The following is a 14,827-nucleotide window of genomic DNA, read 5'->3' as shown; positions in this document are numbered from 1 at the left end:
GGGACTCATCGAGATGGCTTACGATTGATGAGCACGTGGGCAATGTCGCGGCTCAGTGTTGCCAGGAGGCGATCATGGGCCGCAAGCAAGGCAGTCAGGTCCTGACCACGGGTGGGTTCGCTGATGATCGTTCGACCCGATTTCAGCACCTGTTCATCGGCGGTACGGATTGTCCACCGGGCATCCAGACTCGCCGCTGTACCCAGGACCGACTCGAAACGCAGAACGTCCACGGCCACGTGATAATCGGCATCGACCGTTGTGTCTGGGGAATAGACCGCCATCCGTGGGTTGCCAGTCAACTGTGTCAGATTGCTCGCGATAACATGGCCGATGATGCTTTGCAGCGAGGCCGCCCAGCGCGTCTGCTCCAGAATCTCAACCTGATTGTCGTTACGCGTCAACACTAACTGCTGCCGCTCTACCAGCTCGGGTACGGTCACCGGGCCAACGTTGACTGAATACGCCGTATTGGATGCCGCCGGGTCGCGCTCGGCAACCGCCCGTAGCGTATAGAAATGCTCTTTTGGTGCGCTGCCACAGCCGCTGAGGGCCGCAGCTATCAAGCTGGCCAGAAGCGCTATCGAGCTCAGTTTCATCGTTGATCCTCCTGCTTGCCCCGAATCAGCGCTTCGGGATGGCGCTCAAGATAATCGGCCAGGCTGCGTAACGACTTTGCCGTGCGCCCTAATTCCCGAATGGCTTCGTGAGTGTCCTGTAACAAGGGTTTATTGGCCGATATAAGTCCTTGGGCTGAACCCACCGCTTGACGCGCTTCGGTCAGGGCCGCCACGATTTGCGGCGTTACCTGCGTATTCAGTCGATTCAACAAACCGCTGGCCGCCTGCAATGTCTGGCGCAGGTCAGTGCCAATCTGTTCGATAGGTAGTTTCTCCAGCCTGCTGGCGATGCTTTTCAGGGAAGCTTGTATTTCTTCCATTCGCCCGGGCACGGTGGGCAGCTCGGGCAGGTCGCTACCCCAGTTGATGGTGGCCTTGTCCACGTCCGGGAAGAAATCCAGAGCGATATAGAGCTGCCCTGTGAGCAGATTTCCGGTGCGCATCTGAGCACGCATACCGTTTGCCACCATCCCCTCCAAGAACTGTTTGCGCGCCTCATCTGAAAGCTTGGCCCTGTTCTTGTCTCGGGAGCGCAACCTCAGGCGTTCCGGATACAGGCTCACTTCGACGGGCATGACAATACTGTGGCTGCTCGGGTCCATCTCCACCCGGATATCCGAGACTTCACCCAGCGTAACGCCTTGAAAGTCGATCGGCGATCCTGGCGTCAGGCCTCTAAGGGACTCGTTGAACAGCATGACCATCTTCAAGACGTCACGTTCAGGATTGTGCATCGCCGTCGTGCGCCCGTTGAACAATTCAAAAAGGCTGTCTGCAGCGGCAGCGGGGCGTTCGACTGAATCCGCAGGCGTCTCGAAGGCAATGCCGCCCAGGAGGATTGAGGCGAGCGATTGCGTGTTCACCTCAATGCCGCTGGCGCCGAGCTTGATATCTATGCCACTGGCATTCCAGAAGCGCGTGTTGTCGGTGACAAACTGGTCGTAGGGGGCATTTACGAAGATTCGCATACTCAATCCCTGACCATCCTTGTCGAGATCAAACGCTACCACCTGACCTACCTGTACCCGACGAAAGAAAATAGGTGACCCTGCGCTCAGTGAACCCAAGTCGTTGCTGCGCAGAACGAACTCACGACCGGGGGTATCGACCTGAATGACCGGCGGCACATCCAATGCATTGAAAGACCGCTGCGCCTGATCGGACTTGCCCACACCGACCCCGATGAACGCGCCAGATAGAACCGTGCTCAGCCCTGAAACGTTGCCGCCGGAAATTCGTGGCGTCACCAGCCAAAATGCAGTGTCCTTAACCAGATAGGGTTTGAAATCCTTGGTCAGTTCGGCAGTGGCGACCACTTGCTTGAGATCACGCGACAAGGTCACCTCAGTGACCTTTCCAATCTCCACATCCTTGTACCTGAGCTTGGTTTTGCCGGCCTCAAGACCCTCAGCGTTCTTGAAGACAATGCTGATGACAGGGCCTTGATTGAGAATCGACGAGACCATCAGCCAGCCCCCGATCAGCGCCGCGATCAAGGGCACGAGCCACACTAACTGCAGCGACCATCGCGATTTTCGGGCTGTTTCGGCTTCAGGCACGGTGGATAGATCGGAGGGCAGGGACGTTTCAGTCATGGTCTTGCTCCAAGGAATCCCAGATCAGGCGTGGATCGAAACTCATTGCCGCAAACAGGGTCAAGACGACCACCGCACCAAAGGCCAGCGCCCCGGGGCCTGGTCTGATAGTCGCCAGTGCATCGAGCTGCACCAGGGCCACCAACAGGGTCACCACATACACATCGAGCATCGACCAGCGGCCCACCAGTTCAACCATTCGGTAGAGTTTTGCGCGTTGCAGGGGCTGCCAGCGGGAATGCAGTTGCACCGACACCAGAAGGAGGATCAATGCGATCAGTTTGGCCATCGGTACGAGGATGCTGGCAATGAACACCACCAACGCCAGGTACCATGAACCGGACCGCCACAAATACACCACGCCACTCATGATGGTGTCGGCCTGGGAGCCGAACAGAGAGCTGGTTTCCATGATAGGCAGCAGGTTGGCGGGTATATAAAGGATCACCGCGGCGATCACAAAGGCCCAGGAGGACGCCAGGCTGTTGGGTTTTCGATCATGCAGCGTACAGCCGCAACGCGAGCAGCGAGCCCCTCCACCGTGGTCCGACTTCAGCAACAGCCCGCAGCCATGGCAGGTCACCAGACCGAAGCGAACTGCGGTCTTCGGGCCCTTCACCGCAGCGACCCCAGCCGTGCCCATAGGTCATGAGTGTCGAATGACGAAGCCGCTGCCGCCATCAGCAGCATCACGCCGCCAAAGCACCACAACGCTACTCCTGGAATCACGGTAGCGAGGTGGGCAAGCTTGACCAGGGACACCAGCACGCCGAGGACAAAAACCTCCACCATGCCCCAGGGCTGGACCATGACCATGCTGCGAAATGCCAGCTGCGCGTGGGGCGGACAACGCCTGAAGTACGCCGGTAGCAGAAGATAGATCATGGTCAGCATCTGGATCAGCGGGGCAATGAAGGTGGTCACCAGCACGAGCCCGGCAACCATGGCCATGTCGTCGCGATACATGACTCGCGCAGACCCCACGAGGGTGGTCTGAATAAACTCGCCATTGATCGTGAGACCGACGATGGGGAACACATTGGCAATCACAAACAAGATCAGCGCGCCCAGGCAAAAGGCCAGGGCACGCTCCGAGCCTTGTGGATGACGGCGGAACAGTGTTGCACCGCAGCGACAACAGCGAGCAACCCCACCATTGGGCAGGCGGGGTTCTCGTTGCAGAAGATCGCACTCATGGCACGCGATCAGGCCACTTTGTGCCTGGCTCATGGCGCGCCCTTGTCTTTATCGGCTAACGGGGTGGGCTCAAGCCTGGTCAGCTTATCCGCCTCATCCACCCAGCCGCCTCCGGTGGCCTTGTACAGATCGATCATTGCGGTGAGTACCGCGCCCTGAGTATTGGCGTAGCTTAATTCGACATCGAACAAGGTGCGCTCGGCATCCAGTACCTCGATATAACTGGTGTAGCCATTGTCGTAGCGCAGATTCGCCAGCCTTGCATAGGTACGCAGCGCGTCTATCTGGCGTGCCTGTGTGGCCAACTGCTCACGAGACTTTTGCGAGGCGATCAAGGCATTTTCAACATCCTTGAACGCCGACTGAATCGCCTGCTGGTAGGTCAGCAGATATTGTTGCTGGATGGCTCTTGCTTGTTGCACCTGCCCGGCGATGCCCCCAGCGGTAAAGATCGGAAGGGAGGCCGCTGCAGCGTAAGACCAGGTTTCAGCTGGCCCGGTAAACAGGTCGGAGAGTTGATTGCTGACTGAACCCACCAGCCCCGTGAGGGAAATCGTCGGAAAGTAGAGGGCTTTGGCTGCACCGATACGCGCATTCGCTGCAATCAGGTTCAATTCGGCCTGGCGCAGGTCCGGCCGCTGTTCCAGTACGGCTGAGGGTAATCCGCTGGGGACCGACGGCAGGGTTAATTGCCCTAACGCACGCCCGCGTACCAGCGGCCCCGGATTACGTCCCAGGAGTACGGCCAGCGCATTTTCCTGTTGAGCAGCCAGCGATTCGAGTCTCGGTACGGTAGACAGAGCACGTTCGTATTCGGATTGACTCTGTGCCAGCTCCATTTCGGAAACGACACTGGCGGTGTAGCGTAGCTTGAATATTTCGTAGGAATCGCTGCGCAGTTTGACAGTTGCCCGGGCAATCTCCAGCTCCCGGTCCAGATCCCGCAAGTTCACGTAGCTTGTGGCCACTGCCGATACCAAGCTCAAGATGACTGCGCGCCGGCCTTCTTCCGTTGCCAGAAGCTCGGCGCGGGCAGCTTCGTCGAGGCGACGTAGACGTCCCCATATATCAAGCTCCCAGCTCACCCCAAGAACGGCCTGATAGTTCTCATAGATGGGGTTGGTACCGGATGTCAGAGGTACCGGTCCACTGTTCAACGGGGCCTTGGCCCGCTGTCCCTGGAGCCCGCTCCCTATCTGAGGAAACCGACGTGAATGCGTTTCGCCGTAGCGCCCCTGATACTCCTCGACCCGTGCGGCGGCGATCTTGACATCCTTGTTTTCGTTAAGCGCCGTGCGAATCAAGTCGTTTAGCACCGAATCCTGAAACTGTTCCCACCACAGTGTGTTGGATACCTGTCTGGCCTCTTGGTCCGCGTACCTGAAAGTCGCGGGTATCTCGACCTTGGGGCGCTCATAGTCGGGGCCCACGGTGCAGCTACCGAGGGCGAGGCCGAGCAGCAGAAATAGCGGGGGTCTGAGCACCTTAATCCCCCTCATGTCGTTGTTGCGGGGCATGAACGGGGCCGCCGCCCACAGGTGCCCCGTCATCAGGCTGCGCAGCCTCTTTGGATTTTCCGCTTTTCTCGGAAATACGCTCCACCAGGTAATAGAAAAGCGGGATGAAAAAAACTGCGATCACCGTCGCCGCGAGCATCCCGCCGATCACACCGGTACCAATGGAGTGGCGACTGTTCTCGGAGGCGCCGACGGCAATCGCCAGCGGTACGCAGCCGAGGATGAACGCCAAAGAGGTCATCACGATGGGCCGCAGACGCTCCTTGGCGGCGGTCATCGCGGCGTCGAAGACGGACATGCCGGACTCACGGTTCAGTACGGCAAACTCGAAGATCAAAATGGCATTCTTGGCCGCCAGCGCGACAAGCATGGTCAGGCCGATCTGGAAGTAGACGTCGTTCGCCAAACCACGCATCAGGACCGCCAGCAAAGCACCGAACAATGCGAACGGGACCGCCAGCAGTACACCCACAGGCAGCGACCATTTTTCATACTGGGCCGCGAGAATCAGGAACACCATAATCAGACCGAAGGCGAAAACCTTGGAAGACGTACCTCCGCTCTTTTTCTCCTCGAAAGCCTCGCCGCTCCAGGCCACGCCATAGTCCCCGGTCATGCTTTGCGCGGCGACTTCCTCAAGCGCTTTGAGTGCCTGGCCGGAGCTGAATCCCGGTGCGGCATTGGCCGTCATCTTGACCGCCGGAAAGTTGTTGAAGCGCGTCAGCAGGTCGGGGCCCGTCACGTAGCGGGTGGTCAGCAGGGCCTTGAGGGGAACCATCTGACCGTTGGTGCTACGCACATAGATCTGCTGCAAGTCCTCGACCCTGAGGCGGTAAGTGGGCTCGGCCTGGAGAATCACCTGCCACAGACGACTGAACTTGTTGAACTGGGAAACGTACAGCGAGCCGAACATGGTTTGCATGGTGCTGTACACATCTTCCACCGGCACGCCCAACGTCTCGGCCTTTTCGCGGTCAACGTCAGCGAGCAACTGCCGAGAAAACGCATTGAACGTGCTGGTCATGCTGCCGATTTCCGGGCGCTGTTCAGCCTTGGCTTTGAAGCTACTCACTACCTCGGCCAATTGGCTGATGGTGGCGTCCCCCTTGCTTTGAATCCATAGTTCCATACCGCCGGTAGTCCCCAGACCAGGAATGGAGGGCGGATTGACTGGCAGGATGATGCCTTCCTGCACTTGGGAGAATGCTTTGGTCGCAGCCTTGATCACGGCAGGGGCGCTCTGGGCTTCGATGGTTTTTGAATTCTTGTAACGTTCTTCAAAATCCTTGAAGCCGACGAAGAAAACGCCCGCATTGTTCTTGTTCTGACTGTCCAGCAAGCTGTAGCCGTTTACGATGGCCACGCCCTCGACAGCCTCGTTGTTCATGAAGTAGTCACTGGCAACCTTACCGACCTCACCCGTGCGATCCAGGCTGGCAGCGTCAGGCATGATCACCGCGCCGAGCAAGTAACCTTGATCTTCCGGGGGCAGGAAGGCGCCTGGTACCCTTTGCATGATCAATACGATCAGTACAATCATGCCGGCAAAGAGCAGTAGCGCGAGTATGAAGCGCTTGATCATGAAGGCGACTGCGCGGGAGTAACCTTCGGTCACTCGCTCGAAGCTACGATCGAACCAACGGAAGAATCCGCGCTTTTCTCCCACGTGGGGTTTGAGCAGGAGGGCCGCCAGGGCGGGTGACAAGGTGAGGGCCACCAGACCGGAGATCACGACGGAGATAGCAATCGTGATTGCAAACTGTTTGTAGAGTTGGCCCGTGATGCCGCCCATGAACGCTACGGGAACGAACACCGCACACAGCACCAACACAATTGCCACCACGGGTCCGGCCACCTCGTCCATGGCTCGCTTGGCGGCATCTTTGGGGTTCATTTTGTGGACGTGCATGTTGCGCTCGACGTTTTCGATCACCACGATCGCATCGTCCACCACGATACCGATAGCCAGGACCATGCCGAACAGGGTCAGCATGTTGACCGAGAAGCCCAGCGCGGTCATGCCGATGAATGTACCCACGATGGAAACAGGCACAGCCAGCACCGGGATCAGGGTGGCGCGCAGACTTTGCAGGAAGGCGTAAACCACAATCACGACCAGTACCAGCGCCTCGAAGAAAGTGCGCACCACCTCCGTAATGGAGGCTCGGGTGAAGGCGGTTGTGTCCATCACAACCTTGTATTCGATGCCCTCCGGAAAGGTTTTCTTCATCTGCGCCAAGGTCGCCGTGACCGCATTGGAGACATCCAGCGCATTGGCGCCGGGCTGCTGATAAACAGCCATCAAAGTCGCGGGCCTTCCCTGGTACGTGCTGCGCAATGAGTAATCTTTTTGTCCAAGCTCAGCCCGCCCGATGTCCTTGAGGTGAACAATCGCGGCGCCTTCGCCACTGGCCCGCAGGATGATGTTCTCGAACTCCGCGGGTTCGGTCAGTCTGCCCTTGGTCGTGACTGCAAAGGACTGCTCCACCGATTTGCCCGTGGGGGATTGGCCTATGCGGCCAACCGCGAACTGTTGGTTCTGGTTGGCCACCGCTTTCTGTACATCGGCAGCCGTGATCCCCAGCTGGGCCATCCGGTCGGGTTTCAGCCAGATCCGCATGGCATAGTCGGGTGTCCCGAAAATACTGGCCTGGTTGGCGCCGGGAATGCGCTTGATCGCATCCAGCACATAGAGGTTGGCGTAGTTGGCTATGTAGGTGGCGTCGTAGCGGTTATCGGGGGAATACACCGCGATGACCATCATGAAGGCCGATGATTTTTTCTGAACCTGTATGCCCTGCGACTGGACCGCAGAGGGCAGTTGGGGGAGGGCGAGGTTGACCCTGTTTTGCACGTCGACCTGTGCCAGGGAAGGATCAGTACCGATTTCGAAGAACACGTTCAGGGTCATGTTGCCCGTCGCAGAACTCGACGAGTTCATGTAGATCATGTTGTCGGCGCCGTTCACCTGCTGCTCGATGGGCGCAGCCACATTGTTGGCAACGACCAGAGCATCAGCCCCCGGGTAAGTAGCCGACACGGTGATCTGTGGTGGCGTGATCTCCGGATACTGGGCCACCGGCAGGTTCAACATCGCGACAGCCCCCGCCAGGGTGATGACGATGGAAATCACCGAAGCGAAGATCGGCCGGTCGATGCAGTAATGAGAAATGCTCATGGTTGCCGCCGACTTTCATTGCCTGGCAGGTCAGCTTTCTGCGGGTCTTTTTGAACCGGTAAAGATGCAGCCTTGGGACGCTCGGCCGCCACGGCGGTGTTGGGTGGTGCCGTATTAGTGTTGTCGACGATATTCAACGGCGCGCCAGGGGCTACCCGGAGCGCGCCGTCGACCACGATTCGTTCGCCCACCCGCAAGCCTTGGGTAATAAACCAGTCGGCATCATGCCAGTCGCCGACTTCGACAACGCGCTGCTCGGGCTTTCCTTCTCCATTGAGGACCCACACGTAGTGACTTCGTGCGCCTTCCAGAACTGCACGCTGCGGGACCAGAATGGCGTTTGGTCGAGACGCGCCTATCGCCAGCGCGCGAACGAACTGGCCGGGGCGCAGCATGCCTTTTGGATTAGCCACCACCGCACGGACTAAAAATGTACCGGTTTCCGGGCTGAAGGAGGGGGCAGCAAAGTCAAGGCGACCTCTATCGGGCACGATCGAACCGTCCGCCAGTACCACTTCGACTTCAAAGTTACTGTTGGGTGGGAACTTGAGCTGACCCGCGGCAATTTCGCTACGGTGTTTCAGCGTTTCGTTTTCCGAAAGGCTGAAATTGACATAGATCGGGTCCATCTGTGATACCGAGGTCAAGAGCCCTGATTCCCCAGGCGTCACATAACTGCCCTCCTGTTTCTTGGCAAAGCTCGACAGGCCGGTAAGGGGCGACGCAATTGTGGTGTAACCCAGATTCAGTTGCTCGGTGCGCACCTGCCCTTGCGCGGCAAGTACGGCGGCCTGGGTCTGTCGCTCGTTGCCGACGGCATTGTCCAGGTCCATCTTGCTGACTGCATTTTGTTGTGCCAGTGGACGGACACGCGCCAACGTGGCTTTGGCGACTTCCCAACGCGCTTGCTGCTGAGCCAATTGTCCCTGGGCCGACAGCAATGCTGCTTCGAAAGGCCGACGGTCCATCTGGAACAACACTTGCCCGGCCTTTACCAGCTGACCTTCGGTATACAGCCTTTTTTCCAGAAAGCCGGCGACTCGCGCACGAATTTCGACTTCGCGAGAACTCTGTGTTTGAGCAACGAATTCGAATACCACGGGCGTGTCGCGAGCAGTAACCGTCATGACGGTTACATCCGTGGGGGGGCGAGAGGATGAAACAGGTTCTTTACCACAGCCGAAGAGCAGACTGAGAACACCGGCCACCAAGGCCATGGTTAAAGCCGCTAGTGTCCGGCGCGAATGTCTGGCTGAGCGAATACTCATGAGCAACCCCATGGGTTGATTGCGTTGTCAGTCCCTGAGCTTGAATGCCGATACTCAACCGCCGTCATTCTTTATGCGTGCCCGTTGTCTGTAGAACGGGCACGGTATCCGTTGTGCTGACCACTCACTTCAGAAGTTACAGGTCATAAAGGATAGCCATTACGACGATCACTTGATAAAGGCCTTCATATCATCAGTGACAATCTTGATCGCGGCTTTGAAGTCATCTGCACTCACAGCCTGGCGATTATTTTCGAGGGTTTTACCAAACACCTTTCGCACCGCCTTCACCAAGGGAGCACCTGTCGTTGCATCGATAAGCTCGGACTCGACGTACAGTTCCGTATCTTGATCACGACTCCCAGAGGCTGCGGTGACACCGCCTACCACAGCAGCCACAGGTACCACTTCGTACCAATGCATGCCTTCGTTGGACGCTGTTACTCCGGTGATGGCCGAGCGCAAGATCATTGCGCGAGAACCTGCAGGCGCTTCTTTCAGGGTCGTGACGACGCGGTACTTTTGAGCCAAAGCGGTTTTTACGCTAGAGCTGGCGAACGACTGCAATGACTGCAACGTCTGCATGCTCACGCGTTCATTCGGTTTGGGAGCTGGGTACAATTCGAGTTGGCGAAAAACAACAACAGAGTAAGCCGAAGGTTTAAAACTGGGCGCTACCCAACGCAACACCGTTTGACCGCTGGGCAAGGTTGTTTCCTGCAACCCGTCGTAATTCGAAATAAAACCGGAATATTGTTCCTTTTCTGTAATCTTGGAGGTGCAGCCAGCCACTAACCAGCAGCTCATGGCAACACCAACGGTCAATGTGCGGAATAGGCTCATGAGTCATCGCTCTTCAAGGGCGCTATTAAGCGCGAGTTGTAGCTATAGAACCCGGGATTTTATGCTTGTCCCGAGGTCTTTTTTCTTGCAATAAAGAGAGGCTAGTTGAGACTGTCCCCGTTTGCTCGAATGGCTAAAACATAGGTCATGAGACATGGATTTTCTTGATAAATGTCAAATTGTTTGGTCGGGTTCAGTCAATAAGCAGGCTCGCCAATGAGAGGGCCATTCAACCGGTAGAACCTGCTGGCATCGAACGTATACTGGCGGCCTTACGCGAATCCGTTTCCCCTGAAGGCTATTGCTCACGCTCGCCGAGCGTGTGAAAAAGGAACATCCCCATGAGTGACGTCCCCCCCTCAGCCGTTGAACAGGAGCTGCCACGGCCTGACGCCATCAGTTTCCGTGAGGCGTTCTGGTTCTGGTTGAAATTAGGTTTCATCAGCTTCGGTGGGCCTGCGGGGCAGATATCGATCATGCACCAGGAGCTGGTAGAGCGTCGGCGCTGGATTTCAGAAAGGCGATTTCTACATGCCCTTAACTACTGCATGTTGCTTCCAGGACCCGAGGCGCAGCAGTTGGCGATCTACATTGGTTGGCTGATGCATCGAACCTGGGGAGGCGTGATCGCAGGTGTGCTGTTTGTGTTGCCCTCGCTGTTCATCCTGATCGCATTATCCTGGCTGTATATCGCCTTTGGCGAAGTATCCGTGGTGGCTGGGCTTTTCTATGGCATCAAGCCCGCCGTGACGGCCATCGTGGTACAGGCTGCTCATCGAATCGGCTCGCGAGCGCTAAACAACAATTGGCTGTGGGCCATAGCGGCAGCTTCATTCATCGCCATATTTGCGTTCAATGTCCCGTTCCCGTTGATCGTGCTGGGTGCTGCGTTGCTCGGCTATATCGGTGGACGCCTGGCTCCCGAGACCTTCAGGACCGGAGGCCATAGCGCAGCTCAAAAGTCCTTCGGCCCGGCATTGATTGATGACAACACCCCATCCCCTGAGCATGCCCGATTTCGCTGGTCTAAACTGGCAATGCTGATGCTCGTAGGGGCTGTACTGTGGTCGTTGCCGATGGGGGTATTGACTGTGCTCTTTGGCTGGGAAGGCACCTTGACCCAGATGGGCTGGTTCTTTACCAAGGCCGCGTTGCTGACGTTTGGCGGCGCCTATGCAGTGCTTCCCTATGTCTACCAGGGTGCGGTCGGTCACTTTGGGTGGCTGACCCCGACACAGATGATCGATGGTCTGGCGCTGGGGGAAACCACGCCTGGGCCGCTGATCATGGTGGTGGCCTTTGTCGGTTTCATCGGTGCTTATGTCCTGCAGGTTTTCGGTGCCGATCATGTGTTTCTTGCGGGCGCCGTCGCGGCCACACTGGTGACGTGGTTTACCTTCCTGCCTTCGTTTCTGTTCATCCTCGCTGGCGGCCCGCTAGTGGAGTCGACTCACAACGAACTCAAGTTCACCGCGCCGCTCACCGGGATTACAGCAGCGGTGGTTGGGGTGATTCTCAATCTGGCATGTTTCTTCGGTTACCACGTGCTTTGGCCCAAAGGGTTCAATGGCAATCTCGATTGGCCCTCTGCGCTGATCGCGATTGCAGCGGCTATTGCCTTGTTTCGCTTCAAACGTGGGGTCATTCAGGTACTGATGGCCTGTGCGCTTATTGGTATGGTCGTGCATCTACTGCGCTAGAGGGCGCGGGACGATCTGGCGGCCATGAGTCTTGAACGAATCATGGCCTGGCGCAAGGACGTGTAGGTGTAGTCCATTCAGTAGAGAAAAGCATAAAGATAGACCATATCGATATAACTGGTTATTAAGAAAGGTCGCTATGCTGCGGGCCATATTTTTCATGCAGTCGCGCTTGATTTGTGGGATGTGGTAATGGATTTTGGCAGTGCTGGATTGGTCGTTGCAGGCTTGGTTGTCGGGTTTGTTGTAGGGATGACAGGCGTGGGTGGCGGCTCTTTAATGACGCCGATTTTACTTTGGTTTGGAATTAACCCGGCCACCGCAGTGGGCACGGACTTACTGTATGCGGCCATCACGAAGTCGGGCGGCGTACTGGTTCACCGAAAGAACAAAAATATTGACTGGGCCATCACCGGCTGGCTGACACTTGGTAGTGTGCCGGCGGTGGCGCTGACGCTGTGGTTTTTGAGCAGTCTGCATGCCCCTGAAGCAATGAATGCGGTGATTAAGCAAACATTGGGCTTTGTTTTGCTGGTGACAGCACTCGCCGTTTTCTTCAAGAAAAGGCTGCTTGAATTTGCCCACAAACGTGCTGGCGGCAGCTATAACCTCAGCGGCTCGCGCTTGAATCTGCTGACGGTACTCACGGGGTTGATACTGGGCACCATGGTGGCATTGACCTCCATTGGCGCTGGCGCATTAGGCACCGTAGCACTCTTTATCCTGTACCCTTTTCTGGCCACCAAGCGCTTAGTCGGTACCGAAATCGCACACGCGGTCCCGCTGACGCTGGTTGCGGGTTTGGGGCATGCGAGTATGGGTAATATGGATTGGCACGTATTAGGTTTCCTGTTGATAGGTTCACTTCCAGGGATTTACATGGGGAGCCATTTAACGGGTCGAGTGTCTGACGAGACACTGCGTCCTTGCCTGGCAATAATGCTGGTTTTCATTGGTTACAAGCTGGCGTTTTAATCTGGCTTGAATCATCGCCCCTCTGTTGTTTTACTCCTCAGGTCGACATCCACCTCAAAAAAAAGGCACCCGAAGGCGCCTATGGTTGTATTCAAGGTGGCGTTCTATTTACTTACCGGGTTTTACGCGTGTCCAGCGGCGGTTCATAGAACTGCGGCTGCCTAGGCAACCGCTTCTGCCATTTTCTGTTCCGGTTGTTTCCACGATTCGCTCGCGGTCTGCTCCATGGCTTCCTGAATCGCGACTTTGCGGTTGGCTTCGGCCCTGCGACCGAAATACCAGACCAGGAACGTGGCGAAAGAGACCGTCAGCAGAATCAGACTCGCAATGGCGTTGATCTCGGGCTTGACCCCAAGGCGTACCGCAGAGAAAACCTCCATTGGCAACGTTGTCGAGCCTGGGCCGGAAACGAAACTGGCGAGTACCAGGTCGTCCAGCGATAAGGCGAAGGACATCATGCCGCCTGCTGCCAGTGACGGCGCGATCATGGGGATGGTGATCAGCGCAAACACCTTCCAGGGACGCGCGCCCAGGTCCATGGCCGCTTCCTCGATCGACAGGTCCAACTCACGCAGACGTGACGAAACCACCACCGCTACATAAGCGGAGCAGAAGGTGGTGTGGGCGATCCAGATTGTCATCAGGCCGCGCTCCTGCGGCCACCCCAGTATCTGGGCCATCGCGATGAACAGCAGCAGCAACGACAGGCCGGTGATCACCTCCGGCATGACCAGTGGCGCCGTTACCAGACCACCAAACAGCGTGCGGCCCTTGAAGCGAGTCACTCGCGTCAGGACAAAGGCGGCCAGGGTTCCGAGGATCACGGCGGCGACTGCGGTGTAGCAGGCAATTTCAAGGGACCGGGCGACGGACCCCATCAATTGCTTGTTGTCGAGCAGGCCCGCGTACCAATGAATGGACCATCCACCCCAGACAGTGACGAGCTTGGAGGCGTTGAACGAGAAGATCACCAGAATCAGCATTGGCAGATAAATGAACATCAGGCCAAGCACCAGCATCAGTCTTGAAAATCCGAAACGGTTCATGCCCGTCCCTCCATCTCTTTGGCTTGGCTACGGTTGAAGAGCACGATGGGCACGATCAGGATGGCGAGCATGATCACTGCGAGTGCAGAGGCGACAGGCCAGTCACGGTTGTTGAAAAACTCCTGCCACAACACACGGCCGATCATCAGGGTTTCCGGCCCGCCCAGTAGTTCGGGAATGACGAACTCACCGACCACAGGAATGAACACCAACATACAGCCGGCGATGATGCCGTTCCTGGCCAAGGGCAGGGTGATTTTCCAGAAGCTGTTGAGCGTGCTTGAGCCCAGGTCCGAGGCGGCTTCGAGCAGGCTCTGGTCATGCTTGACCAGGTTGGCAAACAGCGGCAGGACCATGAAGGGCAGGTAGGCGTACACCACGCCTATGTACACAGCGATATTGGTGTTCAATATTTCTATCGGCTCTTGAATCAGACCGGTCCAAAGCAAAAACGCATTCAACAGACCGTTATTGCTCAGGATGCCCATCCAGGCGTAAACCCTGATCAGGATCGCCGTCCAGGTAGGCATCATGATCAGCAGCAACAATACGGTCTGTGCTTCCTTTCGGGCTTTGGAGATGGCATAGGCCATTGGGAAGCCGATCAACAGGCACATCAGCGTACTGAAAAAGGCCACTTTCAATGAGCCCAGGTACGCCGAGAGGTACAACTCATCATTGGTCAACAGGGCATAGTTGCCCATGTTCAGGAGCAGTTGAAACTTCTGCTCGGCGAAGGTGTAAATATCTGTGTAGGGTGGAATGGCCAACGCTGCTTCGGAAAAGCTGATCTTCATCACGATGAAGAACGGCAGCGCAAAAAACAGGCATAGCCATATGAAGGGGACGCCGATAACCATTTGGCGTCCGCTGGGTATTAGCCGCTTG

12 protein-coding genes are annotated in these 14,827 nt (G+C 57.0%); 2 read left to right on the top strand and 10 right to left on the bottom strand.

The features are described 5' to 3' along the window. Window positions 1–5: 5 nt before the first annotated feature. The 8 genes from RHM55_RS02435 to RHM55_RS02400 all read right to left on the bottom strand — a co-directional run bounded on the left by RHM55_RS02435 (window position 6) and on the right by RHM55_RS02400 (window position 10,218). Window positions 6–599 (bottom strand): PqiC family protein, encoded by a 594-nt coding sequence (locus RHM55_RS02435; protein WP_322179350.1) that lies wholly within the window; start codon window positions 597–599, stop codon window positions 6–8. Next, window positions 596–2,215 (bottom strand): intermembrane transport protein PqiB, encoded by a 1,620-nt coding sequence (locus RHM55_RS02430; protein ID WP_322179349.1) that lies wholly within the window; start codon window positions 2,213–2,215, stop codon window positions 596–598. The genes RHM55_RS02435 and RHM55_RS02430 overlap by 4 nt, the downstream gene beginning before the upstream one ends. Next, a complete protein-coding gene (locus RHM55_RS02425; protein WP_322179348.1) occupies window positions 2,208–2,834 on the bottom strand; it encodes a paraquat-inducible protein A in 627 nt (208 codons plus the stop codon). The genes RHM55_RS02430 and RHM55_RS02425 overlap by 8 nt, the downstream gene beginning before the upstream one ends. Beyond that, on the bottom strand, window positions 2,831–3,445 hold the full coding sequence (locus RHM55_RS02420; RefSeq protein WP_322179347.1) for a paraquat-inducible protein A: 615 nt from the start codon (window positions 3,443–3,445) through the stop codon (window positions 2,831–2,833). Before RHM55_RS02420 ends, RHM55_RS02425 begins: the two co-directional genes overlap by 4 nt. Then, complete coding sequence (locus RHM55_RS02415) at window positions 3,442–4,896, bottom strand: efflux transporter outer membrane subunit (protein ID WP_322179346.1); 1,455 nt, start codon at window positions 4,894–4,896, stop codon at window positions 3,442–3,444. The genes RHM55_RS02420 and RHM55_RS02415 overlap by 4 nt, the downstream gene beginning before the upstream one ends. 1 nt (window position 4,897) lies before the next feature. Next, entirely contained in the window at window positions 4,898–8,107 is a 3,210-nt protein-coding gene (locus tag RHM55_RS02410; protein WP_322179345.1) for a multidrug efflux RND transporter permease subunit, read from the bottom strand. Beyond that, window positions 8,104–9,234 carry an efflux RND transporter periplasmic adaptor subunit gene (locus tag RHM55_RS02405; protein ID WP_322179344.1) on the bottom strand — a complete coding sequence of 377 codons (1,131 nt, stop codon included), beginning with the start codon at window positions 9,232–9,234 and terminating at the stop codon, window positions 8,104–8,106. The genes RHM55_RS02410 and RHM55_RS02405 overlap by 4 nt, the downstream gene beginning before the upstream one ends. Window positions 9,235–9,543: 309 nt before the next feature. Continuing rightward, on the bottom strand, window positions 9,544–10,218 hold the full coding sequence (locus RHM55_RS02400; protein WP_322179343.1) for a DUF3313 domain-containing protein: 675 nt from the start codon (window positions 10,216–10,218) through the stop codon (window positions 9,544–9,546). A gap of 341 nt (window positions 10,219–10,559) precedes the next feature. On the opposite strand from RHM55_RS02400, the gene chrA reads away from it, so the two are divergent. Both chrA and RHM55_RS02390 read left to right on the top strand, forming a co-directional pair. After that, window positions 10,560–11,918, top strand: a complete 1,359-nt coding sequence (chrA, locus tag RHM55_RS02395) for a chromate efflux transporter (protein WP_322179342.1) — start codon at window positions 10,560–10,562, stop codon at window positions 11,916–11,918. A gap of 192 nt (window positions 11,919–12,110) precedes the next feature. Continuing rightward, window positions 12,111–12,893: a sulfite exporter TauE/SafE family protein gene (locus tag RHM55_RS02390; protein ID WP_322179341.1), complete on the top strand. Its 783-nt coding sequence runs from the start codon at window positions 12,111–12,113 to the stop codon at window positions 12,891–12,893. A gap of 161 nt (window positions 12,894–13,054) precedes the next feature. On the opposite strand, the gene RHM55_RS02385 is transcribed toward RHM55_RS02390, so the two are convergent. Beyond that, on the bottom strand, window positions 13,055–13,939 hold the full coding sequence (locus RHM55_RS02385; protein ID WP_322179340.1) for an ABC transporter permease subunit: 885 nt from the start codon (window positions 13,937–13,939) through the stop codon (window positions 13,055–13,057). Beyond that, complete coding sequence (locus RHM55_RS02380; RefSeq protein ID WP_322182696.1) at window positions 13,936–14,817, bottom strand: ABC transporter permease subunit; 882 nt, start codon at window positions 14,815–14,817, stop codon at window positions 13,936–13,938. The genes RHM55_RS02385 and RHM55_RS02380 overlap by 4 nt, the downstream gene beginning before the upstream one ends. Between the last annotated feature and the right edge of the window lie 10 nt (window positions 14,818–14,827).

Source organism: Pseudomonas sp. MH9.2 (genome assembly GCF_034353875.1).
GTDB lineage: Bacteria > Pseudomonadota > Gammaproteobacteria > Pseudomonadales > Pseudomonadaceae > Aquipseudomonas.
This window is presented reverse-complemented; position numbering and strand designations above follow the sequence as displayed.

Bases quoted from the DNA above. Each gene is read 5' to 3' on its own strand.
- RHM55_RS02435 (WP_322179350.1), bottom strand. From the start codon at position 599: ATGAAACTGAGCTCGATAGCGCTTCTGGCCAGCTTGATAGCTGCGGCC.
- RHM55_RS02430 (WP_322179349.1), bottom strand. From the start codon at position 2,215: ATGACTGAAACGTCCCTGCCCTCCGATCTATCCACCGTGCCTGAAGCC.
- RHM55_RS02420 (WP_322179347.1), bottom strand. From the start codon at position 3,445: ATGAGCCAGGCACAAAGTGGCCTGATCGCGTGCCATGAGTGCGATCTT.
- RHM55_RS02410 (WP_322179345.1), bottom strand. From the start codon at position 8,107: ATGAGCATTTCTCATTACTGCATCGACCGGCCGATCTTCGCTTCGGTG.
- RHM55_RS02405 (WP_322179344.1), bottom strand. From the start codon at position 9,234: ATGACGGTTACTGCTCGCGACACGCCCGTGGTATTCGAATTCGTTGCT.
- RHM55_RS02400 (WP_322179343.1), bottom strand. From the start codon at position 10,218: ATGAGCCTATTCCGCACATTGACCGTTGGTGTTGCCATGAGCTGCTGG.
- chrA (WP_322179342.1), top strand. From the start codon at position 10,560: ATGAGTGACGTCCCCCCCTCAGCCGTTGAACAGGAGCTGCCACGGCCT.
- RHM55_RS02390 (WP_322179341.1), top strand. From the start codon at position 12,111: ATGGATTTTGGCAGTGCTGGATTGGTCGTTGCAGGCTTGGTTGTCGGG.
- RHM55_RS02385 (WP_322179340.1), bottom strand. From the start codon at position 13,939: ATGAACCGTTTCGGATTTTCAAGACTGATGCTGGTGCTTGGCCTGATG.